This window comes from Xanthomonas sp. BRIP62415, from assembly GCF_003993515.1.
GTDB classification, from domain to species: domain Bacteria; phylum Pseudomonadota; class Gammaproteobacteria; order Xanthomonadales; family Xanthomonadaceae; genus Xanthomonas; species Xanthomonas euroxanthea.
The window spans coordinates 16,436-41,289 of sequence record NZ_QEZH01000031.1 but is presented as its reverse complement, the minus strand read 5'-3'; the positions used below and the strand labels follow the sequence as shown (position 1 = coordinate 41,289).

Genomic DNA, 24,854 nt, shown 5'->3' with positions numbered 1-24,854 from the left:
ACTGCGCGTTGCCGCCGGCGTGATCGCTGTCGGTTGCTTCAGTACGCAGCGACACAGACGTAGCGCGTCGCGGCTACACCACTGCTGCCCTGGGCTTGCGGACGCGTACGCACAGCATCGCCACCGCCGCTGCCAGCATCAGCGCGCCGGCCAGGCGGATCACGTTGCGCGGGTCGCCATGCAACAGCCACGCGTAGTACAGCGGCAGGGTGACGATCTGGATCAGCATCGGCAGCACGATGAACAGGTTGAACAGGCCCATATACACACCGGTGCGCTCGGGCGGAATGCTGTCGGCCAGCATCAGGTAGGGGTTGCCCATCATGCTGGCCCAGGCCAGGCCGATGCCGATCATCGGCAGCAACATCAGCCAGCGGTCCTGGATGCCGGGCAACACCCACATGCCGACCCCGGCCGCGACCAGGCAGGCCGCATGGGTGTACTTGGGGCCGATGCGGCGCACCACCGGCACCATCGCAAACGCGGCCAGAAACGCGATGAAGTTGTAGAACCCGCCGATCTGCCCATTGACCAGGCCGGCCTCGCGGAAGCCATGCGAGTTGGCGTCGGTGGTGCCGAACAAACTGGTCGACAGCGACAGCACGATGTATTGCCAGTAGCAGAAGATCGCATACCACTGGAACAGCATCACCGGCGCGAGCTGGCGCATGGTGGGCGGCATCGCGCGCAGGGCGCCGTAGATTTCGCGCACGGTGGCGCCCAGACCGGCACCGGTCTGGCGCATCCGCGCGATCTCTGCCGGCGCGATCGCCGGCTCGCGCACGCTGCGCGCGGTGAGCAGGATCGAGGCCGCGGAGAACCCCGCACCGATCACGAAGGCGGCGATGGTGACGTAGGGAATATGGTGCGCATTGGCGGCGTCCTGGTTCATGCCCATCCACACCAGCAACGGCGGGGTGAGATAGGCCAGTGTCTGCGCAAGCCCGGTGAACGCGCTTTGGGTCAGATACCCCAGCGGCCGCTGCGGTGGCGCCAGCACATCGCTGACCAGGGCGCGGTAGGGCTCCATTGCCACGTTGTTGGCCGCATCCAGGATCCACAGCAGGCATACCGCCATCCACAACGCGGTGCTGAAGGGCATCGCCAGCAGGCACAGGCTGCACACCAGCGCGCCCAGCACCATGTACGGCATGCGCCGGCCCCAGCGGGTCACCGAGCGGTCGCTCCACGCACCGACGAACGGTTGCAGGACCAACCCGGTGATCGGCCCGGCCAGCCACAGGTACGGCAGGCTGGCGTGATCGGCGCCCAGATAGTTGTAGATCGGGCTCATGTTGCTCTGCTGCAGGCCGAAGCTGTATTGCACGCCGAAGAAGCCGGCGTTGAGCGCCAGGATGCGCGCGAAGGAGAACGGAGTGGCGGTCGACGACATGCAAGGCCCTGGGCATCGGTGCGGCTCCCAGTGGCCGCAGCGCACTGTACCCTGACGCCTCTGCAATCGATTGTAACGCTGCGCCGCAACACGCTTTCGCTTTCAAATACACAAGCTCGCAGGCACCAGAAAGATGCTGCAGCGCAAGATTGCAATCGATTGTATTGCGGCGTATTACTGCGCTCGCACTGCAGGCCACACGGCCACTCCCTGGGAGGGGACGATGCAGGCGTCGGCCTACCACCATCCGTGAAAGAGAGAACCGCAATGCCCACCTTGCACACCCTGCGCCTGCATGCACTGGCCTGCGCGGTCGCCTCCTGCCTGTGCGCGCCCGCCGCGCTGGCGCAGGACGCGGCCACCGCCGCACCCGTCACGCCGCCGGCCGCCGACAGCGCCGCGGTCAACCTGGATTCGGTGTTCGTCACCGGCACCTCCACCGCCACCACCAAGCTGAAGTCCAGCGTGTCGGTCAGCACCGTCGGCGCCGAGGCGATCGAACAATCGGCGCCACGCAGCACCGCCGAAATCTTCCGCAACATTCCCGGCATCCGCTCCGAATCCAGCGGTGGTGAGGGCAACGCCAACATCGCCGTGCGTGGCCTGCCGGTTGCCTCCGGCGGCGCCAAGTTCCTGCAGCTGCAGGAAGACGGCCTGCCGGTGATGGAATTCGGCGATATCGCCTTCGGCAACGCGGACATCTTCCTGCGCTCGGATTTCACCCTGGACCGCATCGAAGCCATCCGCGGCGGCTCGGCATCGACGTTCACCAGCAATGCGCCCGGCGGCATCATCAACTTCATCAGCAAGACCGGCGACACCGCAGGTGGCAGCGTCGGCGTGAGCCGCGGCCTGGACTACGACAACACCCGCGTTGACTTCGACTACGGTGCGCCGTTCGCGGAAAACTGGCAGTTCAACATCGGCGGCTTCTTCCGCCAGGGCGATGGCGTGCGCGATGCCGGCTACACCACCGACAAGGGCGGCCAGCTCAAGGCCAACCTGACCCGGCTGTTCGAGAACGGCTACGTGCGTGTCTACGGCAAATACCTCAACGATCGCGCCGCCGGTTATCTGCCGGTGCCGACCTCCGTGCGTGGCCGCGACGGTTCGCCGGACCTGGGTGGTTTTGCCGGTTTCGATCCGGGCAACGACACCTTGTACAGCCGCAATTTCCGCAGCGATGTCGGCCTGGACGGCAACAATCGGCCGCGCCGCACCGACCTGGGCGACGGCATGCATCCGATCTCGCGCACCATCGGTGCCGAGGCCTGGTTCGACCTGGGCAACGGCTGGAACCTGAGCGAGAAGTTCCGCATCGCCGACAACAGCGGCCGCTTCGTCAGCCCGTTCCCGGCCGAGGTTACCGATGCCGCCACGCTCGCTGCATCCATCGGCGGCGCCGGCGCGCAACTGGTGCAGGCCAGCGGCCCGGACGCCGGCCAGGCCTACACCGGCAACGCGATCCGCACGCATCTGTTCAACGTGGCGATCAACGACCTGGGCAACGTCACCAACGACCTCAGCGTCTCACGCGAGTTCGGCAGCGACGGCCGCACGCTCAACCTGCGCATGGGCTATTACAGCTCGCGCCAGACCATCGACATGGACTGGACCTGGAACTCCTATGTGCAGAGCCTGGGCCGCGATTCGCGCCTGCTCAACGTGGTCGATGCCGGCGGCGTGTCGCGCTCGCAAAATGGCCTGTATGCGTATGGCACCCCGTTCTGGGGCGATTGCTGCATCACCCGCAGCTACGACGTGCGCTACGACGTCAACGCACCCTATCTCGCGCTCACCTTCGACAGCGGCAAGTTCAGCATCGACGGCAGCCTGCGTTACGACATGGGCGATACACGCGGCAACTATGCCGGCACCGCGATCGCACAGAACCTGGACGTCAACGGCGACGGCGTGATCCAGCCGGTGGAACAGCGCGTAGCCACGGTCGACACCGCCAACGCGCGGCCGGTGGATTACGACTGGAATTACCTGTCGTATTCGCTGGGCAGCAATTACCTGATCAACGACGACCTGGGCGCGTTCGCGCGCATCAGCCGCGGCGCCCGCGCCAATGCCGACCGCCTGCTGTTCGGGGTGATCCGCGACGATGGCTCGGTCTCCTCCGACGAAGGCGTCAACGTGGTCCGCCAGGCCGAAGCCGGCCTGAAGTGGCGCCGCGACGGGCTGAGCCTGTTCGCCACCGCGTTCTCGGCGCGCACCGAGGAGCAGAACTTCGAAGTCACCAGCCAGCGCTTCTTCAACCGCAGCTACGAAGCGCACGGCGTGGAGCTGGAAGCCAGCTACCGCTACGAGGGCTTCACCGTCAACGGCGGCCTGACCTGGACCGATGCGGAGATTTCCAGGGACCAGATCACCCCGGAAAACACCGGCAACGTGCCGCGTCGCCAGGCCGATGTGGTGTGGCAGCTCACCCCCAGCTACCGCGGCGACGGCTACCAGTTCGGCATCAACCTGATCGGCACCACCGATGCCTACACCCAGGATTCCAATCAGCTGAAGATGCCCGGCTATACGCAGGTGAACCTGTTCGGGGACTACCGCGTGACCGACGCACTCACCGTCGCGCTCAACGTCAACAACCTGTTCAACACCTTCGGCCTGACCGAGGCCGAGGAAGCCAGCATCCCGGCCAACGGCATCATCCGCGCGCGTTCGATTGCCGGCCGCACCACCAGCATCAGCCTACGCTACGACTTCTAAGGACCCCTCGCCGGGTTCGTCCCGGCGCCTGCCAATGAGCACCTCCCCCACCGATCTCCCTGCAGTGCGCGCGGCCTTTGCCGCGCCGCTGGACCCGCAGCGTGCGAGCACGCTCTTGCCACGCTTCGACCGGCACGCGCCGCGCCTGCTGGATGCCCTGCACACCCTGTACGGCGCACGCCCCGACACAGCGGCCTGGCTGACGCAGTGGATGGCTGCGTTGGGCAGCCTCGCACAGCAGCGCCCGCAACCGCTGCAACAGCTGGACACCGCGCGCCAGCCCGGCTGGTTCGGCGGGCAGCACATGCTGGGCTACAGCGCCTACGTGGACCGCTTCGCCGGCACGCTGCAGGGCGTGGCCGAACGCGTGCCGTACCTGCAGGAACTGGGTGTGCGCTATCTGCACCTGCTGCCGTTCCTGCGCGCGCGCGCCGGCGATAACGACGGCGGCTTTGCGGTCAGCGATTATGGCCAGGTGGAGCCGAGCCTGGGCAGCAACGATGATCTCGTCGCGCTGACCACACGCCTGCGCGAGGCCGGCATCAGCCTGTGCGCCGATTTCGTGCTTAACCATACCGCCGACGATCACGCCTGGGCGCAGGCGGCGCGGGCCGGCGATGCGCGCTATCTCGACTACTACCATCACTTCGCCGATCGCACGCAGCCCGATCAGTACGAAGCCACGCTGGGGCAGGTGTTCCCGCATACCGCACCCGGCAATTTCACCTGGGTGGATGCCACCGGCCAGTGGATGTGGACCACCTTCTATCCCTATCAGTGGGATCTGAACTGGAGCAACCCGGCAGTATTCGGCGAGATGGCGCTGGCGATGCTGCAGCTGGCCAACCTGGGTGTGGAAGCCTTCCGTCTGGATTCCACCGCGTATCTGTGGAAGCGCACCGGCACCGACTGCATGAATCAACCCGAGGCGCATACCCTGCTGGTGGCGCTACGCGCGGTCACCGATATCGTGGCGCCGTCGGTGGTGATGAAGGCCGAAGCCATCGTGCCGATGACGCAATTGCCGCCCTACTTCGGCAGCGGTGCGGACCAGGGCCACGAATGCCACCTGGCCTATCACAGCACGCTGATGGCGGCCGGCTGGTCGGCGCTGGCGCTGCAACGCGGCGACATCCTGCACAACGTCATCGCGCATAGCCCGCCCTTGCCGGCCAACTGCGCGTGGCTGAGCTATGTGCGCTGCCACGACGACATCGGCTGGAACGTGCTGCAACACGAAGCCGCCGGCAACGCCGCGCAGCCGCCATTCGCGCTGCGCGATGTCGCGCGCTTCTATGCCAACCAGGCGCCGGGCAGTTATGCCCGCGGCGAGAGCTTCCAGAGCAGCGGTGATGGCGTGCACGGCACCAACGGCATGGCCGCCGCACTGGCCGGCATCCAGGCCGCGCAGGAATCCGGTGACGCGGCGGCGTTGAGCATGGCGGTGGATCGGCTGGTGTTGCTCTATGCCATCGCACTGGCGATGCCGGGCGTGCCGTTGATCTATATGGGCGACGAGCTCGCCCTGCCCAACGACGGCAGCTACCGCGACGATCCGCAGCGTCAGCACGAAGGTCGCTGGTTGCATCGCCCGGCAATGGATTGGCAGCGTGCAGCACAGCGCGATGTTGCAGCCAGCGTGAGCGGCACGGTGTATCGCCGGCTACGTGGATTGATCCGGCAGCGTGCCGCGCTGCCCGCACTGGCTGCCAGTCAGGCGCTGGGAAGCATTGCGCTGGGCGATTCACGTCTGTTTGCGTTGACCCGTGGCGATGACTTTGTGGCCGTACACAACTTCGGCGAGCAACCGCTCACGGTGGAGCTTGCCGCACTTGGGGCCGGCCGGTGGACTGTGTTGGCGGATGGCAGCGAGGCGGCTACCGAATCGCTGGGCGATGCCATGCGGCTGGTGCTGCCGGCTTATGCAGTGCGCTGGCTGGAGCGTATTGCTTGAACGATATGGTGCAGGTTCGTAGCGCTCCTGCAGGGCGAACGATCTGCAGCCAGAGCGGACGATCTGTGACCTAGCTGCCGGGCCCTTGCCCGCCCACCATCGCGGAACACGCCGCAAGTACGTCCGTGTAGGCTCTTACGTGGCATCCATGCCGCGTGAGAGCCCGCGACGGTAGGCGGGCAAGAGCCAATCTGGATGGTCGGTGCGCTTGATTACAAACACCGGATTGCATCGGGCTGTCGGATGCCGCTGCATTCGGATGCCGCTGCATTTTGAAGGCGCACGATAGAATCGCTAAGAACTCCTGCGCTCAGCGTTGGAAGGATGCGGCCGCAGCTCGGCACCGGTGTATCCCACGCGTACACGCCGGTTGCTCCGCACCTTCCGCACCCACCGACGAATGATCGCTACGCTTTGTTCGCCGCTCCAGATCAAACGCCGCACTGTCTTTCCGGTGGCCGTCCTTGCGCCACCATAGGACAACCGAAGAATCAGCGCTTCGACAACTCGAGCAACGCCTCGGCAGCCTTCTCCGACGAAGCCGGGTTCTGGCCGGTGACCAGCATGCCGTCGGTGACCACGTGCACGCCCCAGTCGGCGCCCTTCTCGTAGCGGCCGCCGAGCTCGGTCAGCACGTCTTCGACCAGGAACGGCACGATCTTGGTCAGGCCCACGCCCTCTTCCTCGCCATTGGTGAAGCCGGTGACGCGGCGGCCGCTGACCAGCGGCTTGCCATCGCTGCCCTTGACGCGGCGCAGCGCGCCCGGTGCGTGGCACACCAGGCCATGCGGCTTGTTGGCCACGGCGAACGCTTCGATCAGCGCGATCGAATCCGCGTCTTCGGCCAGATCCCACAACGGACCATGGCCGCCCGGGTAGAACACCGCATCGAAGTCCTCAGCCTTCACGTCTGCCAGGCGATGCGTACTTGCCAGGGCCTTTTGCGCGTCGGCGTCCTGCTTGAAGCGCTTGGTCGCTTCGGTCTGCGCGTCGGGCTCGTCGCTCTTGGGATCCAGCGGCGGTTGCCCGCCCTTGGGCGAGACCAGGGTGATGTCGGCGCCGGCATCCTTGAACACGTAGTACGGCGCGGCGAACTCTTCCAGCCAGAAGCCGGTCTTCTTGCCGGTATCGCCGAGCTGGTCGTGGGACGTGAGCACCATCAGGATCTTCATCGCATTGCCTCGTGTCATGGCCCGTCTCGGGCGAGGCAACCAGTGTCCGGATCAGCCCGTTGCAACATCGTGTAGAACGCGTCTGCGCGACGCATGCGGTTCAGCGCCACGTGGGGCGGCGATGCAATCAAGGCGGGCGGCGGCATCGCCCAGCATCCACGAGTGAGGTGCGACTAGCGGCAGCGCGCTGCGCGCTTGCACCTGCCCGGCGCCTGTTCGCAAGCTGGCGTAACGATGGTCAGACATTCATTGCCGGCGGCTGCAGCTGATCCATGCGGATGCGGTTGGCGAACAACGAAAACGCCAGCATGCCGGCCAGCCCGCTGACCCGGCTCACCCACGGCGGCAACCAGCGCGGTGCGACCAGCACGCCGCTGTCGAACAAGGGCGCAAGGCGCGCCACATCGCCCAGCGCCATCTTGCCGGCGAACAGGTAGCGGCATAGCTGCAGCTGGTCGCGCTGCAAGGCATGCCGGAAGAACGTGTGCACCGCGACCAGCCCGCGCAGGTACACCGTGTCCTTGGTGAAGGCGCCGCCGCCGGAGGTCGGCACGCCGCGGAATACCCGCTGCGCCGAGGAAAAGCTCTCCGCCGCGCTCTGCCCGCCGGCAGTGAAGTAACGGAACACCTCGATGAAATCCGCGCCCGAGCGCGCCATCGCAATCGCCTCGATGCGCAGGCTGATGCGCTTCATGCGTTCGATGTCGATGCTGCCGGTGATCTGCTCGGCAAAGGTCGCCAGGCCTTCCTGCGTGGCGGTGGTGCGCGGCGAGGAAATGCCCAGGCTGGGCAGGTGCAGCTGCGCGCGCCCGTTGAGCGCGGTGAGCGAATGCACCAGGGCCTCGTGATGGAACAGCTGCGCACGGTCGTAATCGCTGAAGGTGGCGCCCGTGCGCAGGCGGATGCGGTGTGCACCTGCGGCCGCCTTGGCCAGCAGATCCGGATCCAGCGTGACGGTGATGACGCGCCCTTCGAAGAACGCGTCCAGATCGTTCTGCAGTTGCATGCGCAAGGCGGTGGCCGACACCGGCACCTGCTCTTCGGGCGCCAGCAGCTCGCGGTCCAGCTCCTGCGCGATCTGGATGAAATGCCGCGCCGCCTCGCGCGTGCTCGGGCCGTTGCCCGGCATTGGGTCGTCGGGCACCCCGAACAGCTGCGCCGAGTAATCGCTGACTGCGGAAGTGCCCAGCGACTCCAGCAGGCCGGCGGCCAGATCCCAGCTATGGGTCGAATCGATCAGGTAGGCGCCGATCGGATGGTGCGGGTCGGCCGCCCTGGCGATCGCGGACAGTTCGCGCCGGGTGTCGCCAAAGTCCAGCGCCGGGTACTCCACCTGCGGCAGCTCCGGTTGCCCGCGCGCCACGCTCTGCAGGAACGGCTCCTGCAGCGAGCGCGGCCAGCTCGCCAGGGCGAGCAGGCGCACGCCACGCACGGCCTTGACCAGGCGCGCATCCAGCGCCGCGTGGTGGACGATGTCCGGCGGGCCCTTGCGCGATGGCATGCTCAGCGTCGCCCGGTGCGATCGACGCTGGCGGGCCGCCGGCCCGATCCCTTGCCCCGGTTGTTCTGCGCCAGGCGCGTGGCGAGCTTTTCGGCCGCAGCGGCCACTTCCACGCGCAGCTTCATGTAGTTGGCCACCCGTTCCGGATCCAGCGTATCGGCCTCGATCGCCGCACGCACCGCACAACCGGGCTCGGCGATATGCGCGCAATCGTTGAAGCGGCACTGCGCCGCCAGCGCCTCCACATCGGAGAAGCCACCCTCGGCCAGATCCTCTTCGCCGGTGGGCTTGAGCTCGCGCATGCCGGGCGTGTCGATCAGGCAGGCACCGGACGGCAACGGAATCAGCGCGCGGTGGGTGGTGGTATGCCGGCCGCGCGAATCGTTCTCGCGCACCGCATTGGTCTTCATCTTCTGCGACCCGAGCAGGGTATTGGTCAGCGTAGACTTGCCCGCGCCCGACGAGCCCACCAGCACCGCGGTACGGCCATCGCCCAGCCATGGTCGCAGCGCCGCCACGCTGTCCGGATCCTTGGCGTTGACCGCGCGCAGCGGGATGTTCTGCGCTTCCAGCTCCTCCAGCACCGCCAATGCGTCCTCGGCGTATTCTGTCTGGTCGGCCTTGGTCAGCACCACCACCGGCTCGGCACCGCCGCCGCCGACCAGCAGCAGATAGCGTTCGATGCGGCGCGGATTGAAGTCCGCATCCAGCCCGCACACGATGAACACCGTATCGATGTTGGCCGCGATCACCTGCTGGTGGTAATGCTCGCCGGCCGCGCCACGCTTGATCGAGGTGCGCCGCGGCAGCAAGGCCACGATGCGCTTGCCTTCCATCAGCACCCAATCGCCCACCGACGCCCGCTCATGGCTGGGAAACCGCGGCCGCTGCCACTCCGGCAATGATTCGGCCTTGAGACCGGCCTCCGGCGTATCGGCCACCACATAGCCGGTGCGGTGCTGTTCCACCACCCGCGCCGGCAGCGCCTGCGGATGCGCGGCGAACAGTGCCTGCCAGGCCGGGTCTTCAGCAGGGCCAGGCCAGGGCCAGCCGATGGATTGGAGGGTGGGGTAATCGGGAGGTGCGTTGCTCATGGGGCGATTCTAGCTGGCTGGCCGCAGCGGCTTGTGCAATCGGCCCTGCGCCGGCCCTGAAGCGCCCCTTGACATCGTTGCCGATGCAAGCATGTCCGCCTGTCCTATTTCCGCTACCATGCCAAGCCTCACGCCTACAACCGGCCCGTCGCATGTCCACTGCCCCGCAAAAGCCGCTCGCCATCCGCGAGCGTCTGTCCGAAGTCCGCTACGAAATCCGGGGCGAGCTGGCGCGACGAGCGCGGGAACTGGAGGCGCAGGGCCGCAAGCTGATCAAGCTCAATATCGGTAACCCGGGTGCCTTCGGGTTCCGCGCGCCGGAGCATCTGCAGCGCGCGATCGCCGACGACATGGGCCGCACCGATCCGTACACCCATCAGCAAGGCCTGCCGGAGGCGCGCGAGGCGATTGCCACCGCGTATGCGCGGCGCCAGCACCCGGATGCGCATCCGGACCGCATCTTCGTCGGCAACGGCGTCAGCGAGCTGATCGACCTGTCGCTGCGTGCGCTGCTCAATCCCGGCGACGAAGTGCTGGTGCCCTCGCCCGACTATCCGCTGTGGTCGGCCGCCACCATCCTCAACGATGGCCGTCCGGTGTACTACCGCTGCGCGCCGGAAAACGGCTTCCAGCCGGACCCGGTGGAGATCGAGACGCTGGTGTCCTCGCGCACCCGCGCCATCGTGCTGATCAATCCGAACAACCCCAGCGGCGCCAGTTATTCGCGTGAGTTGCTGGAGCGCATCGTGGCCATCGCCAGCAAGCACAACCTGCTGCTGATGGTCGATGAGATCTACGACCAGGTGCTCTACGACGATGCCGCCTTCGTGCCGGTGGCGCCACTGGCCGGTGCGCACCCGTGCATCACCTTCAGCGGCCTGAGCAAGGTGCACCGCGCCTGCGGCTGGCGCGTGGGCTGGGCGCTGTTGTCGGGCGAGCAGTCGCGCATCAATGACCTGCGCAACGCGATGGACCTGCTCGGCGCGCTGCGGCTGTGCGCCAACGTGCCGGGCCAGTACGCCATCGATGCGGCCGTCAACGGGCCCGACACCATCTCGGCGCTGTGTGCGCCGGGCGGCCGTCTGTACGAAACCCGCCGCGCGGTGATCGAGGCCTGCGCGGCCAGCGAGCACCTGTCGCTGGTGGCGCCGGCCGGTGCGCTGTATGCATTTCCGGCAGTGGTCGGGCCGGCCGCGCGCAACTTCGACGACCACGCATTCGCGCTCGACCTGATGAACGAGGAAGGCGTGCTGGTGGTGCCGGGGTCCAGCTTCAACGTGCCCTATCGCCACCACTTCCGCGTGACCTTGATGCCGGAGGCGGCGGTGATGCGCGATGTGTTCGCACGCATCGACCGTGCCCTCGCGCGCCGCGCCGAGGCGGTGACCAAGGTGGTGCCGCTCAAGTCGCGCAGCGTGGCGTGATGGCGGTGGCCGGCACGCCGCTGCGCTATCTGGCGCTCGGCGATTCCTACACCATCGGCGAAGGGGTCGCCCCCGGGCAGCGCTGGCCGGCGCAACTGGTGGACGGTTTGCGTGCCTACGGCTGGAATGTGGCGCCGCCGCAGATCATCGCCACCACCGGCTGGACTACCGACGAATTGCAGGCCGGTCTGGAAGCCGCTGCGCCGCAGGGGCTGTTCGATCTGGTGAGCCTGCTGATCGGCGTCAACAACCAGTACCGCGGGCGCTCGCTGGACGAGTACCGCAGCCAGTTCGATGCGTTGTTGCTGCGTGCAATCGAGTTGGCCGGCGGTATTGCGCCGCGCGTGTTCGTGCTGTCGATTCCGGACTGGGGGCTGACCCCGTTTGCGCATGCACACGGCGGCGATGCGGCGCTGATCGGTGCCCAGATCGACGCCTTCAACAGCGTGGCCGCCGAACGTTGCGCCGCACGCTCGGTACGCTTTGTCGACATCACCGCCACCAGCCGCGATGGCGGCGCTGCTGCCGACATGCTGGTCGACGATGGCCTGCATCCCTCCTGCGCCATGTATGCGCGCTGGACCGTATTGGCACTGCCTGCAGCGCGCGATGCCCTAAGCTAGCCGCGCAACACGCCTCACTGCCAAGGAACGACATTGCACAGCACCGCCACCCAACCCATGAGCCGCACGCAGGCGCTGGCAATCGCGCGCGCATTTCTGCCGCCGCATCCGCTGGGCAATCGCTACGACTACTACTACACGCAGGCCAAGCTGCGCACCGATCCGCTGTATCCGGGCGTGCTGGCCGAGTTGCGCAGCACCACTGCGCCGGTGCTGGATCTGGGCTGTGGGCTGGGCCTGCTCGCGCACGCGTTGCGCGCCGACGGCCAGGCACTGGCGTATCACGGGGTGGATGTGGACGCGTCCAAGATCCGCCGCGCGCAACACATCGCGCAGCGCTCGGCACTGGGCACTACGCAGTTCGCCGTGGTCGACCTGAGCGTGGCCTGGCCGCAACACCGCGGCAGCGTGACCATTCTGGATGTGCTGCAGTATCTGCAGGCCGACATGCAGGCCAGCCTGCTGCGCAGCGTGGCGCAGATGCTGACGCCGGGTGCGAAGCTGGTGATCCGCAGCGCGTTGGGCGATGCCAGCAGCCGTGGCCGCACCAGCCGCGTGACCGACGTGCTGGCGCATCTGAGCGGCTGGATGCAGCGCATGCCGCGCAGCTATCCCACCCGCGACAGCCTGCAGGCGCAACTGGATGCCGCCGGTCTACGTGCCACCTTTGCGCCGTTGTACGGCAACACCCCGTTCAACAACTGGCTGATCGTGGCCGAGCCGCGCTGAGGCCGTGCGCAACGTGCCTGGCTCGATTTAGAACGGCTGATGAAACGTAACGCGCGTTCGCCGGACGGATGTGGACGGCACGCGGAAACCGGGGTGTACGCGTAGCACATGCCGCAACGGGCACCGGCCGCGCAGCCGTGTTGACAGCCGCTGTTGACGTCATGCGGATGATCCTGGGCCACGTTGTTCGAGGGCGGTGCACCACCACCCCAGAGAATCCGCTGGTTGCCTTGTTGAAAGCTGTGCACACCGACCATCTCGACGGGTCCTTGCCCGCCCACCGTCGCGGGACCTTACGCGGCACGGATGCCGCGTAAGAGCCTACAAGGACGTACTTGCGGCGTGTCCCGCGACGGTGGGAGGGCAAGGGCCCTGCAGCGAAGTCGCAGAGCAGCCGCTCCACACCTGATCTATCCGCGCCGACCAATCACTTCGGGACAACCAAGTCACCGAGTTACCGCGCCGTTTGGATGCAGGCAAATGCCTGGTTCGCCGAGTGCGCGGTGCCCTCATCGCTCACGGGACACGCCGTGAACCCGTCCGTGGAGGCTCGGTAGCGGCATGGATACCGTCAAAGCCTGTCGTCTGGAGCAAGGTCAAAACTTCCAGGACAGCGTCAGCTCCACATCGCGCGGGTCGCCGTAGATCAACTGGCTCTGGTAGACGATGTTGGCGTAGTAGGTGCGGTCGAACAGGTTGCGCACGTTGAGCTGCGCCGACCATGCCTGGTTGATGTCGTAGCGCGCCATTGCGTTGGCCAGCACCACGCTGCCCTGGCTCAGCCGCTGCGTGCCGCCCTGTGGCGCGGACATCAAGTCGTGGATGGCCGACTGCCAGCTCAGGCCACCGCCCACGCGCCACGGGCCGGTCTGCCAGCTGGTGAACAGGGTGGCCTCGCGACGCGGGCTGGTCGGATTGACATCGACGCCGCTGGCATCATTGGCATCGAACTGGGCAAAGCCGAATGCAATCCGCCATTGCTCGGACAGCTGCCCATCGAGCTGGAACTCCACGCCCTGGCTGACCGTGCCCTTCGCCGCGAGGAAGGCCTGAGTGGTGGTGCCCGGCACCAGTTGCCCGGGATCGTTCACCGCCAGGTTGTCCTGCTCGATCCGGAACAACGCCAGTGCCGCATTGAGCTGGCCGCCGAGGTATTCGCCCTTGGCACCGACCTCGTAGCTGTTGCCTTCCAGCGGGGCGAGATAGCGCCCGCCGCGATCGCGGTTGTTTTGCGGCTTGAAGATGCCGGTATAGCTGGCATAGAGGGAATGGTGGTCGTCCACATCCAGGATCAGGCCGGCGTACGGCGTGGTGCGGCCACGGCGCTCGTAGGTGTTGGCCGGCACCAGTTGGTCGGTGTTCTTCCAGTCGGTGACGCGCGCGCCGACGATGGCGGTAAGCGCGTCGGTCAGGCTGAAACGGCCGGCGGCGTAGGCGGCCACCTGGCGCACATCGCGTTCTTCGCCCTTCACCAGCGGCGTCCATTGCGGCTGCGCCATGCTGCCGGTCCAGGCGTAGACGCTTTCGGCCGTCAGTGACTGCGACGGCTCGGGCTCGTTGGACCAGCTGCGCACGTTGCGGTTCATCCAGGTGGCACCGGCGATCAGCTCGTGGTTGCGGCCCCACCAGGTCAGCGGCACGCTGAGGTAGGCATCCAGGCTGTTTTGCGCAGTGAGTGTGGGATAGCGCCCGCCAAAGTTGGTGGCAAGGCCCAGGCCGGTAGCGCGGTCCGGGTAATCGAAGTAGCCGAACAGCACCGACTTCCAATCGGCTTCGAAACGCTGATGCGAGTACTCCACGTGCAGCTGCGCACCGTTGTCGAAGCGATGGGTCAGGCCGGCGAAGGCATTGGTGGTGTCGGCCACGCCGCGCGCCCAGCGCGGCGTGAACGAATCCGAGCGTGCAAAGTCGGTGCGGCTGCCGTCGCTGAAGTACGCCGGCACGCCGCCCCAGGTGGTCGCGCGGCCGTCGTTGCGCTGCTTGTTGACGCCGGCATAGCCGCGGGTGGCGTCGCTGAAATCGGCATCGACGATGCCGTAGAACAGCGACGATTGCTTGCTGTAGTAATCGCGGAACGATTGCTTGTCTTCATAGCTGGCCACCACCCGCCCACGCACGTTGCCGGCGGCGTTCAAGGGCGATTGCAGGTCGAGCGTGCCGCGATAGCGGTCCCAGCGCCCTGCCGACAGATCGACGCGACCGGTGAACACATCGCTGTCGGCATGCTTGCGCACCAGGTCGATCGATGCCGCCGGGTTGCCCGCACCGGAGGTCAGGCCGTTGGCGCCGCGGACGATTTCCACCCGGTCGTAGATCGCCATGTTCTGCTGCACATCGCCGGTGTAGTCGGTGGGAATGCCGTCGATGCGGTAGTAGTCCACTTCAAAGCCGCGCGCGTTGATGTAGGTGCGCTCGGTGTCCCAGGTTGGCGAGTTGAAGCCGGCGACGGTGTCGGTGACGTCCTGCAGCGATTGCAGGTTGCGGTCGACGATCTGCTGGCGGGTCACCACCACCACCGACTGCGGCGTCTCGCGCAGCGACAGCTCCAGCCGGGTCGAACTACGCGCGACATCGGCAGTGTAGGAATCGGTGCCTTCGGTCGCGGCACCGCGATGGGCCTGGATCTGCAGGCGGTCCAAATCGACCGGGTCGCGCGTGCTCGATTGCGCCGCAGCCGCCAATGGCCATGCGCAGGCCAGCGCCAGCAGGGAGGACGCCAGCGGGAGCTGCGGCGAACGGAGATCCGCACGCGCAAGCGCGCGCGCAGGGACGATGCGATGGGACATGGGGTCAGCCTCAAGAGCGGATATGGCCGTCGATGACGGCTTGAGGCTGGCGTCGGCAGCGCCCTCGAAAGGCGCGCACCGTTTGCTGGCTGGGGGGCGCATGGTCGATCCACGTTAAATCGCTGTCAATACATGCGTGGATCAGCGCCGGGTTTCGACGCCGCTGGCTCCGGGCGGCTCCGCCACTACAGACGATGCGCCATACCGGAGCAGGTCCGGCAGACACGGACGATGGATCATCCCTGCGTGGACCCGCGTCACCTCATCGCGACGCGGTCCGCAGGACCTCAGTCCGGACGCCGCCCGGCCAGGCCGCGCGCGTGCATCGCCTCCAGTACGCCGCGCAGGATGGTGAGGTTGTGTCCGTGCGCGGCGCCTTCGTGCAGCAGCACGATGGCGCCGGGGCGCAGGTCGCGCACGATGCGGGCCACGGTGGCATCCGGCTCGCAACGCACCCCGTCGAAACCGCGCGCGCTCCAGGCCACGCGGGTCAGTCCGTGCGCCCGCAGCGGCGAGGCGACGAAGGGATTGGTCATACCCACCACCGAGCGGTACAGCCGTGGCGCCTGCCCGGTGATGGTGGCCAGCACGCGCTGCGCCTGGCCGATTTCCTGCGCCATGCGATGCGGTCCCAGCGCCCAGAACCAGGCCTGCGGATGGGTATGGCTGTGGTTGCCGATGCCGTGCCCGCGACGCACGATCTCGCGCACCAGTTCAGGCCGCTGCTCGGCGCGTGCGCCGACCACGAAGAAGGTGGCCTTGGCGTCGAAGGCGTCCAGCAGCTTCAGGATCGCCGGGGTGTCGTCGGAGGGGCCGTCGTCGATGGTCAGCCATACCTGCGGGGCTCGGCCCGGCAGGCGCGCCAGCACCGGCGCGTACAGACGCGCGCGCGGCAGGAACACCGGCACCACGAACGCCGCATGCGACAGCAGCAACGCCGGCACGCCCCAGACCCAGCCCAGATGCCACCACAGCAGCGCCACCGCTGCCTGCGAGAGGGCCAGCAGGCCGACCCAGCGGTAGGGGTGCGAGGGGATGCGATACAGCGTTTGAAGCGTGGTCATGCCGCATGATGCCATGCGGCGTAGAATGCCCGGACTCCACGATCTGACCGAAGTGCTGCCATGTCCCTCGATCCCGCCCTGCGTTCCCGCATCGATACGCTGCTGCAATCCAGCCGCGTGGTGCTCTTCATGAAAGGCCAGCCCGGCATGCCGCAGTGCGGTTTTTCGGCCAAGGCGGTCGGCGTGCTGGACGGCCTGGGCATCGACTATGCCCACGTCAACGTGCTGGCCGACCAGGAGATCCGCGAAGGCATCAAGGCCTATGGCGACTGGCCGACCATTCCGCAGCTGTATGTGGACGGCGAGTTGATCGGCGGCAGCGACATCATCCTGCAGATGGCCGACAGCGGTGAGTTGAGCAGCATGCTCGGCCTGCAGGCGCCAGACCGGACTCCGCCCAGGATCACCATCACCCCGGCCGCGGTCGAGATGCTCAAGGGCGCGCTGGCCGATGCGCCGGATGCCTCGCTGACGCTGGCCATCGATGCCAACTTCCAGCCCAACTTCCAGCTGGCGCCGACCAACCCGAACGCCATCGCTGCCGAGTCCAACGGCCTGCGCGTGCAGTTCGACCTGGCCAGCGCCCGCCGCGCCGACGGCATCACCATCGACTGGGTGGACGACATCCGTGGTCGTGGCCTGGCCATCGACAATCCCAATGCACCCAAGCCGGTGCAGGAGCTGTCGGTGCGCGATGCCGACGACCGCCTGAAGGCCGGTACGCTGACCCTGGTGGACGTGCGCCCGGCCGACGAACGCGCCCTGGCCACGGTTGCGGCGCCGTTCCGCACGCTGGATGCGCACGAGCGCGCCGCCATCGAGCAGTTGCCCAAGGACACCCCGCTGGCGTTCCTGTGCCACCGCGGCGGGCGCAGCCTGCAGGCGGCCGAGCACTTCCGCGGCCTGGGCTTCAGCAACGTCTACAACGTCACTGGCGGCATCGACGCATGGTCGGACGAAGTGGACAACGGCGTGGCCAAGTACTGAGGCCAGACGGCGGATTGCCAGGAGGGCACGGCCGGTGCCCTTCAGCTGCATGCAGTCCGCAGGCACGATAGTCACCGCACGGCGTCCACACCCGACGGCAGCAGCCGGCTGAAAATCGCCTGCCAGGTTCTTAAGCCGCGTTTGCTACGTTGCATACCCCGAAACGGGCGCTCCACGGAGCGTCCGTTTTTTTCATGGATCGCCACCCACAAGGACTTGCTGCAATGCACACCCGCCTGCCCGCTCTCGTACTGGCCGCGCTGTTGCCGCTGGCCGCACAGGCCGCCGAACCGGCGCGCGCGGTCATGCTGGTACAGACCTACGACAGCCAGCCGACCGAAGACCCGCTGGAATACGTTCCGGTGTGGCTGGGTCGCGGCGTCGCGAAGGAGTCCAGCATGCCCAGGTCGCTGCTGAGCCAGCCGCTGCAGGTCTTCGATGCGGGCGTGTCCACCGGCAGCGTGCAGCTTGCGTCGCTGACCGTCGATGACAACAGCATGTGCGGCGGCACCGCAAAGCTGCGTTTGAAGGGCACCGCAACGCTGTCCAATTCGCCGTTGTTGGCGACGGTGGATCTCAATCCTGGCAAACGCTTTGCGACCCGCAACGCCACCGCTGTCGAACAGACCGAGCTGTTGCGCCAGGTCGGGGAGGCCGCGCAGCTGCGCAAGAGCGTCACGCCTGCGGCGCTGGCCCAGGCGTTGACGGCATTCACTGCCGATCGTGCACAGGATCTGGCGGCGCTGCAGGTCTTTACCGACACCCGGCAGCCGCAGCGACGTGTGGCCGTGCTGACCTCCAATCACCCGACCAAAACCGGCAACCCGGACAACCCGACCGGCGTCCTCGTGGTGCTTGCGATCTTCGAACACGACGGCAGCCGCTGGCAGTTCCGCAAGGGCAGCGCGGCCAGCGGCTGCGACGATTGCGAAGACCTGCCACTGCGCACGCATCTGCTGCAGTTCGGCGATATCGACGGCAACGGCACGCTCGACTTCGTGCTGTCGGAAAGCGGCTACGAGAGCTATGGCTTCTATCTGCTGCTGGGCGAAGGCACCAACTGGCGTTCGGAAGGCTTGATGGGCGGCTGTTGATCAGCTGCAGCACGATGGCCAATGCCCGTATCGGTATCGGCGCCGCGCTGCATGACCGGCGGGATCCAGAAAAAACGCTGCTCGTCGTCGTGCAAGTCATCCGCGCATGGGCGGCGCCAAGCCATTGATGTCACGGCGTGACTGCACGATATCGATCGGCGGTCGACATCGCGCGCAGGTGAGTCATCGATCGATCCGCATCGATCACTGCACCCGATCCGCCTGCCCAGACGCACGTGCGCAGTGCGGGAAAGCCGCAGCAGCGTGCAAGCGCGCAGGCCACAGCCGCCGTCCCTCAGCCGGCAAATCCACCGTCGTCGAGAAACCGCTGCTCTTCGGCGGTGGTTTCACGCCCCAGCACCGCATTGCGATGCGGGAAGCGTCCGAAGCGCTGGATGATCTGCTGGTGCTCCACCGCCCAGCGCGTGGTTTCTGCATCGTCCAGCGCGGTGATCAGCTGCACCGAACGCGCCTGCGCCTGCAGGTCTTCGGCATGCTCGAACGGCAGATAGAAAAACAGCCGCAACTGCGCCGAGACCTGCTGATCGAAGCCGCTGGCGAGCGCCTGCCGCGCGCAGGACAGCGCCAGGCCGTCGGTGGCGTAGGCATGCGCGCTGCCGCGGAACGCGTTGCGCGGGAATTGGTCGAGCAGGATCAGCAAGGCCAATGCATCCTCCGCGCGTTCCATCCAGTGCGCATACTCGCCACGCGCCGCCGCAAAGTGCTGTTCGCTGAAATGCTGGCGGAAGTTGGCATCGAACGCATCGTTGTGGGTGAACCAGCGGGCCGAGCCGGCCAGCTCCCAGAAAGCCAGCACCACATCGGCCTGTTTGTTGCGTTCTGATTTGACGATCATCGACGTTTCCCCTGACGAATACGGCATAGCATGCCCATGCGCATGTGATGAGGCCGCCGCCACCGGCAATGCAGCACTTGGCAAGCACGCCGCCGGCCGCTAGGTTTGCGGCTGACGTTTTCGTTACACCGGGGAAATCCATGCGTTCCATCCTGTTCGCCGCCCTTGGCGCGGCGCTGCTGTGCGGGCCTGCGTCTGCGGCATCGCGTTTCGTGCAAGACCCCTATCCCAGCACCTACCACGCGCTCGCGTCCGGTCCGGTGCTGATCCAGCACGCCACGGTGCTCACCGGCACCGGCCAGCGGCTGGACGACGCCGACGTACTGCTGCGCGACGGCAAGGTGGCTGCGGTCGGGCGCGGGGTGGAGGCGCCGGCCGATGTGCGCCGCATCGACGGCACCGGCAAGTGGGTCACCCCCGGCATCATCGACGTGCACTCGCATCTGGGCGTGTATCCCAGCCCCGGCGTCAGCGCGCATAGCGATGGCAACGAGATGACCGCACCGGTCACCCCGAACGTGTGGGCCGAGCATTCGATCTGGCCGCAGGACCCCGGCTTCGGCACCGCCCTGGCCGGCGGCGTCACCTCGCTGCAGGTCCTGCCGGGCTCGGCCAACCTGATCGGCGGGCGCGGCGTCACCCTCAAGAACGTGGCCTCCACGACCTACCAGGGCATGAAGTTTCCCGGTGCGCCCTGGGGCCTGAAGATGGCCTGCGGCGAGAACCCCAAGCGCGTGTACGGCGAGAAGGGCGGCCCCGCCACCCGCATGGGCAACGTGGCCGGCTACCGCGCCGCCTTCATCGATGCGGCCGAGTACCTGCAGAAGAACGCACCGAAGAAGAAGGCCGAAAAGAAGCGCCACTGGTGGAGCCGCGGCGGCGACAACGACAGCAGCGGCGATGCCGGCGGCAAGCGCGATCTCAAGCTCGATACGCTGGCCGGCGCGATCAACGGCGACATCCGCGTGCATATCCACTGCTACCGCGCCGACGAGATGGCGACCATGCTGGACCTGTCCAAGGAATTCGGCTTCCACATCGCCGCCTTCCACCACGGCGTGGAAGCCTACAAGCTGGCCGACCGGCTGGCGCAGGACAACGTCTGCGGCGCGCTGTGGGCCGACTGGTGGGGCTTCAAGATGGAAGCCTTTGACGGCATCCAGGAAAACATCGCGCTGGTCGACCGCCCGGCCAACAGCTGCGCCATCGTGCATTCGGATTCGGAAGAAGGCATCCAGCGCCTGAACCAGGAAGCGGCCAAGGTGCTCGCCAATGCGCGCCGCAGCGGCATGGAGATCCCGCCCGAACGTGCGATCCGCTGGCTCACCAGCAACGCCGCCAAGGCGCTGGGCATCGAGCAGCAGACCGGCGCACTGGAGCCGGGCAAGATGGGCGATGTGGTGGTGTGGAACGGCAACCCCTTCAGCTCCTACGCGCTGGCCGAACAGGTCTACATCGACGGCGCGCAGGTCTACGACCGCCGTAACCGCGCACTGCAGCCGGTCTCGGACTTCATGCTCGGCCAGGAGGTGGCACGATGAGCCGCGCCAGCCTGGTTCGCCCGCGTCTGCGCGCGATCTCCGCAATGGTCCTGGCAGTGCTGGCATTGCCCGCATTCGGCCAGCAGGTGCTGATCCGTGGCGCCACCGTGCATACCGCCACCGCACAAGGCACGCTGCGCGATACCGATGTGCTGGTGCAGGGCGGGGTGATCCGCGCGATCGGCCGCAACCTGGCCGTGCCCACCGATGGCCGCGTGGTCGAGGCCAGGGGCCGCCCGCTGACGCCGGCCTTGTTCGGCGGCATCACCGAGATCGGCGTCGAGGAAGTCTCCGGCGAAGACAGCACCGTGGACAGCGGCGTCAAGCTCAGCGACCAGCCGATGCGCCCGGAATTCGACGTCACCCTGGCCTACAACCCCGACTCGGTGCTGGTGCCGGTGGCGCGCGTGGAAGGCATCGGCTTCACTGCATTGGGTGCGACCACCAGCGGTGCCTTCATCGCCGGGCAAGGCGGCGTGGTGCGGCTGGACGGCAGCCCGGACCCGGTCGGCCCGCATGCCTTGTTCATCCGCATCGGTGCGGCGGCATCCGATCTGACCGGCAGCTCGCGTGCCGCGCAATGGATGCTGCTCGACCAACTGGTGGCCGAAGCGCGCGGACGCGTGCCGGCCGATTCGCCGCACGCGCTGCTGACCCCGGTCGGCCGCAGCGTGCTGGCCAAATACCTGGCCGGGCAAGGCCGCATCGTGGTGCAGGTGGAGCGCGCCGCCGACATCCGCCAGCTGCTGCGTTGGGCGCAGCGCGAAAAGGTACGCATCGCCATTGCCGGCGGCACCGAGGCCTGGAAGCTCGCACCGCAACTGGCGCAGGCCAACGTGCCGGTGCTGGTGGACGCGCTGGCGGACCTGCCGTCCACCTTCGACCAGATCGGCGCGACGCTGGAAAACGCCGCACGTCTGCGCGCGGCCGGCGTGGAGGTCAGCTTTGCCCAGAGCGGCGATGCCTCGCACAACGCACGCAAACAGCGCCAGCTGGCCGGCAATGCGGTGGCCAACGGCTTGCCGTGGGAAGCGGGCCTGGCCGGCCTGACCCGGGTGCCGGCAGAGATCTTCGGCGTGGCCGATCGCATCGGCAGCATCGCGGTCGGCAAGCAGGCCGACCTGGTGCTGTGGGAAGGCGACCCGCTGGATGTCGCCCACTATGCCGAGCAGGTCTGGCTGGGCGGTCGCGACATGCCGATGCGTTCACGCCAGACCGAGCTGCGCGACCGTTACATGCAAGCGGCCGGCGCGTTGCCGCGCGCCTATCTGAAGTGAGCGCAGGCGGCGCGCGTTTGCGCGCGCCGCCGGGGCGATACCGCCACATTGCGACAGCCGCCGTTGCCGCGTGGGCTGGCACACTGCATGCCCTCTCCGCCGGCAGCGTGCCGGCGGCATCGTCCGCATAAGGATTGCCCATGCGTGTGTGCTGCATCCTGATGTCATCGCTGACGCTGCGGCCATTCGCTGCCCTCGCCCAGTCGGGCCGGGACCGGCAGGACCCGTCGGTTCCCGCCTCGCCCAGCCGCAGCACCGTGCAGGACGTGGGCGCCAGCCTCGCGGTGACCTCCGATGCGGACCGGGAGCAACACCGCAATCCGCCCGGCGACCGCGTGGCGCAGATCACGGCAGTCGATCATGTCGGTCCCGGCCATGCGCTGTTCGCACAATGACACGCATGGCACCAGGCGTGCGCTGGGTGTACCTGCTGATCGCACTCGCCGTGTTTGTCATCGAAGTGGCGATCGGCGCGGGCACACTTGGCGGGCCCTGGGTGCGCGGCAGCCTGGGCGATGTGCTGGCGGTGATCCTGGTGTATTGCGGGTTGCGCGGCGTGCTTGCGTTATCGCCCCGCTGGGCGAGCGTGCTGGCGGTCGCGATCGGGTGCCTGATCGAAGGGCTGCAGGCGATGCACCTGGCCGACCGGCTCGGGCTGCGCCCGGGCAGCGCGGCCTACATCGCACTAGGCAACACCGCCACCGTGCACGATCTGCTGATGTATCTGGTCGGCGGCGGCGTGGCATACATCGGCGATGTGGCGTCATGCCGTGTCGCCGCGTCTTCCCGGCGGCAAATGCCGCATTGATGCACTCCTTCGGGCCTAGCGCATGTTTGTCTTCTCCTCATCGGCACTGATCGACAGCACCGGCGTCCTGTCTGTGCAGCGGCAGCAACGGCGTCGCTGCGCCGCCGCTGCGTCACAGTGAGCTCGCTGTTTCAAGGCGGCGGCTTGCGCTCGATCGACCGCGTCGTGTTGCGCCAGGCGCCGGCCAATCTGCAACGCGGCCTGGAAGCGGTCGGCGGGCGACTGATCCTGACCGCCGATGCGCTGCATTTCCAGCCGCACCCCTACAACATACAGACCCGGTCGCTGACCGTGCACCTGACCCAGATCGCAACAATGCAACCACGCTGGACGCGCCTGTTCGGCCTGCTGCCGGTGGCACCGACATCGCTGGCGCTGCAGTTGCATGAGGGCGGCGAGCACCGTTTCGTGCTCGGCAAACGCGAGCAGTGGATGGCGGCCATCGCCTCGGCGCGCGACGCCCTGCGCTGACGCTGCGCCGACAACGGCAGTGCGCTGAACCACAGGAGTGCAGTGCCCGGCTGCCGCATCGCAATGCCCCAGCATCTTCCCGCGTGCATCCGCATCGCAGACGAAGGTGACCGGCACAGCGTTGCAGCGACACATGTTGTACGCGGTAGATATCAGACGGCGTGGCATTGGCCAGCTGTAGATACAGCGCAGTCCCGTGGCGGCCATTGAGCGCCCGGCGCCGACGCATTGCCGGCACCCCGGCGCATCGCGTCCAGCTGCGGATTGCCCTTGCCGATGTCGTTGCAGAACAACAGAGCGCAGGCGAAATCATGCGACCCGGTCACCATGGTCTCACCCGGAGCGCGACGCATGCACTGCATGCGCCGCGCACCTTGCCAGCTGGTTGGTTCCCACGCAGCCGGCTCTCTTCGATGAATGCCAGGCCGGCGTATACGATACGGGAACCGGCGCGTGGTGTGCTGCACGCCGTGATCAAACCAGCTGCACCCTCAGCCATGCGGCCGACGGGCGCCGTGCTTACTGTGCATCCAGCGTCGCGCTGACCTTGGCCCAGCCGTTGCCGCGGACCACTTCGAAACCGGCTTCGACTGCGTGCAGGTACATGCTGTTGTTGTAGCGCCCATCCTTGGACCGGTTGGTCTGCAACCAGTTGAGGAAGGGCTTGGCGTCCACGTTGAGGCTGCCGCTGGTCTTGAGCGTGGCCTGCCCGGCGGTGCCGGTCGGGATGAAGGTGTAGACGTAATAGCCGGCACCGGAGTTGAAGCCCTCCCACAGGTCGAAGGTGCGCCCGCCCGCGGTGATCACCTTGCTGGCAGTCAGTGTGCCGATCGGCCAGGAGTTGTGGTCGCCCCAGATCATCACTTCCAGCTGCGGGTTGCCCTTGGCGGTATCCCAGCGGAAGAAGATGTCGTAGGCAAAGTCGCCCGCGAGATTGGTGCCGCCCGCGCTGTAGGTGAACTTGAGCGGGATCTTGCTCAATGAGGAAATCTGCCGCGGAAACAGCGTGTCGGTGGTCGGATTCCAGTCGTAGTGCCAACCACGCACGATCGCCGGGTAGCCGTAGAGGTTGTAGTCGGCGAAGTTGAAGGTGACGGTCAGCTCCGGCGTACTGCCGGTGCCGAACGTGCCCTGGATGATGTTGTTGGGATCATTGAAGTTGTTGACCCACGCGTAGTGGTTGCCAAAGATCTTGTAGGGACCGGCCAGCGCCGCTGGCGCCAGGGCCACCAGACCTACGGCGAGCGCAGCCTTCCACCAGCGCGATGCGCGCCGCCGTGTGGTCGGTGCCTGTGTGACGGTCTGTGTAAGGATGCTGGATTGGCTGTTTTGCATGTCGACTCTCTCCGTGTGGGT

General features: G+C 67.1%; 20 protein-coding genes and 2 other RNA genes. 13 read left to right on the top strand and 9 right to left on the bottom strand.

Features of this window, described 5'->3' with window-relative positions:
• Positions 1-73: 73 nt before the first annotated feature.
• Complete coding sequence (locus EO141_RS16470) at positions 74-1,393, bottom strand: MFS transporter (RefSeq protein WP_119127365.1); 1,320 nt, start codon at positions 1,391-1,393, stop codon at positions 74-76.
• Between the two features lie 267 nt (positions 1,394-1,660).
• Between EO141_RS16470 and EO141_RS16465 the strand changes: the two genes are divergently transcribed.
• The 3 genes from EO141_RS16465 (at position 1,661) to EO141_RS16455 (ending at position 6,494) form a co-directional block, all read left to right on the top strand.
• The gene (locus EO141_RS16465) at positions 1,661-4,117 is read left to right on the top strand and encodes a TonB-dependent receptor (RefSeq protein WP_164739255.1); all 2,457 of its coding nucleotides are present in this window, start codon (positions 1,661-1,663) and stop codon (positions 4,115-4,117) included.
• Between the two features lie 34 nt (positions 4,118-4,151).
• Entirely contained in the window at positions 4,152-6,071 is a 1,920-nt protein-coding gene (locus EO141_RS16460) for an alpha-amylase family protein (protein ID WP_127169709.1), read from the top strand.
• Positions 6,072-6,419: 348 nt separating this feature from the next.
• Positions 6,420-6,494, top strand: a non-coding RNA gene (locus EO141_RS16455) — sX9 sRNA.
• 68 nt (positions 6,495-6,562) lie between these two features.
• Here EO141_RS16455 and EO141_RS16450 read toward each other — a convergent pair.
• The 3 genes from EO141_RS16450 to rsgA form a co-directional block, all read right to left on the bottom strand.
• Complete coding sequence (locus tag EO141_RS16450) at positions 6,563-7,243, bottom strand: type 1 glutamine amidotransferase domain-containing protein (RefSeq protein ID WP_127169776.1); 681 nt, start codon at positions 7,241-7,243, stop codon at positions 6,563-6,565.
• A gap of 238 nt (positions 7,244-7,481) precedes the next feature.
• A complete protein-coding gene (locus tag EO141_RS16445) occupies positions 7,482-8,744 on the bottom strand; it encodes a flavohemoglobin expression-modulating QEGLA motif protein (protein ID WP_119130965.1) in 1,263 nt (420 codons plus the stop codon).
• Between the two features lie 2 nt (positions 8,745-8,746).
• Complete coding sequence (gene rsgA, locus EO141_RS16440; protein ID WP_127169708.1) at positions 8,747-9,838, bottom strand: ribosome small subunit-dependent GTPase A; 1,092 nt, start codon at positions 9,836-9,838, stop codon at positions 8,747-8,749.
• 152 nt (positions 9,839-9,990) lie between these two features.
• On the opposite strand from rsgA, the gene EO141_RS16435 reads away from it, so the two are divergent.
• Genes EO141_RS16435 through EO141_RS16425 form a run of 3 tightly spaced genes read left to right on the top strand, consistent with a single transcriptional unit; the run spans position 9,991 to position 12,614 of the window.
• Complete coding sequence (locus EO141_RS16435) at positions 9,991-11,262, top strand: pyridoxal phosphate-dependent aminotransferase (protein WP_127169707.1); 1,272 nt, start codon at positions 9,991-9,993, stop codon at positions 11,260-11,262.
• Entirely contained in the window at positions 11,262-11,885 is a 624-nt protein-coding gene (locus tag EO141_RS16430; RefSeq protein ID WP_127169775.1) for an SGNH/GDSL hydrolase family protein, read from the top strand. The genes EO141_RS16435 and EO141_RS16430 overlap by 1 nt, the downstream gene beginning before the upstream one ends.
• Positions 11,886-11,942: 57 nt before the next feature.
• Positions 11,943-12,614 carry a methyltransferase gene (locus EO141_RS16425; protein ID WP_104648793.1) on the top strand — a complete coding sequence of 224 codons (672 nt, stop codon included), beginning with the start codon at positions 11,943-11,945 and terminating at the stop codon, positions 12,612-12,614.
• 34 nt (positions 12,615-12,648) lie between these two features.
• Here EO141_RS16425 and EO141_RS16420 read toward each other — a convergent pair.
• The 3 genes from EO141_RS16420 to EO141_RS16410 form a co-directional block, all read right to left on the bottom strand.
• Positions 12,649-12,724: non-coding RNA, sX9 sRNA (locus tag EO141_RS16420), on the bottom strand.
• A 486-nt stretch (positions 12,725-13,210) separates the two neighbouring features.
• Positions 13,211-15,400 (bottom strand): TonB-dependent siderophore receptor, encoded by a 2,190-nt coding sequence (locus EO141_RS16415; protein ID WP_127169706.1) that lies wholly within the window; start codon positions 15,398-15,400, stop codon positions 13,211-13,213.
• 287 nt (positions 15,401-15,687) lie between these two features.
• On the bottom strand, positions 15,688-16,479 hold the full coding sequence (locus EO141_RS16410; protein WP_206514814.1) for a polysaccharide deacetylase family protein: 792 nt from the start codon (positions 16,477-16,479) through the stop codon (positions 15,688-15,690).
• 45 nt (positions 16,480-16,524) lie between these two features.
• Here EO141_RS16410 and grxD point away from each other — a divergent pair, with 45 nt between their 5' ends.
• Together grxD and EO141_RS16400 are read left to right on the top strand one after the other, a co-directional pair.
• Positions 16,525-17,451, top strand: coding sequence for a Grx4 family monothiol glutaredoxin (grxD, locus tag EO141_RS16405; protein ID WP_115677945.1), 927 nt, complete (start codon positions 16,525-16,527; stop codon positions 17,449-17,451).
• A gap of 224 nt (positions 17,452-17,675) precedes the next feature.
• Positions 17,676-18,545, top strand: a complete 870-nt coding sequence (locus EO141_RS16400) for a hypothetical protein (protein ID WP_127169704.1) — start codon at positions 17,676-17,678, stop codon at positions 18,543-18,545.
• Between the two features lie 295 nt (positions 18,546-18,840).
• Here EO141_RS16400 and EO141_RS16395 read toward each other — a convergent pair whose 3' ends face one another.
• Positions 18,841-19,401 (bottom strand): DUF924 family protein, encoded by a 561-nt coding sequence (locus EO141_RS16395; protein ID WP_126941732.1) that lies wholly within the window; start codon positions 19,399-19,401, stop codon positions 18,841-18,843.
• Between the two features lie 140 nt (positions 19,402-19,541).
• On the opposite strand from EO141_RS16395, the gene EO141_RS16390 reads away from it, so the two are divergent.
• From EO141_RS16390 to EO141_RS16370, 5 genes are all read left to right on the top strand, one after another.
• Positions 19,542-20,942 carry an amidohydrolase gene (locus EO141_RS16390; RefSeq protein WP_127169703.1) on the top strand — a complete coding sequence of 467 codons (1,401 nt, stop codon included), beginning with the start codon at positions 19,542-19,544 and terminating at the stop codon, positions 20,940-20,942.
• Positions 20,939-22,219, top strand: coding sequence for an amidohydrolase family protein (locus tag EO141_RS16385; RefSeq protein WP_127169702.1), 1,281 nt, complete (start codon positions 20,939-20,941; stop codon positions 22,217-22,219). Before EO141_RS16390 ends, EO141_RS16385 begins: the two co-directional genes overlap by 4 nt.
• Before the next feature lie 140 nt (positions 22,220-22,359).
• Positions 22,360-22,614: a hypothetical protein gene (locus EO141_RS16380; RefSeq protein ID WP_127169701.1), complete on the top strand. Its 255-nt coding sequence runs from the start codon at positions 22,360-22,362 to the stop codon at positions 22,612-22,614.
• The gene (locus EO141_RS16375; RefSeq protein ID WP_104583985.1) at positions 22,611-23,027 is read left to right on the top strand and encodes a DUF2809 domain-containing protein; all 417 of its coding nucleotides are present in this window, start codon (positions 22,611-22,613) and stop codon (positions 23,025-23,027) included. The genes EO141_RS16380 and EO141_RS16375 overlap by 4 nt, the downstream gene beginning before the upstream one ends.
• 144 nt (positions 23,028-23,171) lie before the next feature.
• Entirely contained in the window at positions 23,172-23,498 is a 327-nt protein-coding gene (locus tag EO141_RS16370) for a hypothetical protein (protein ID WP_180708166.1), read from the top strand.
• A gap of 519 nt (positions 23,499-24,017) precedes the next feature.
• On the opposite strand, the gene EO141_RS16365 is transcribed toward EO141_RS16370, so the two are convergent.
• The gene (locus EO141_RS16365) at positions 24,018-24,833 is read right to left on the bottom strand and encodes a cellulase (RefSeq protein ID WP_127169700.1); all 816 of its coding nucleotides are present in this window, start codon (positions 24,831-24,833) and stop codon (positions 24,018-24,020) included.
• Positions 24,834-24,854 lie beyond the last annotated feature (21 nt).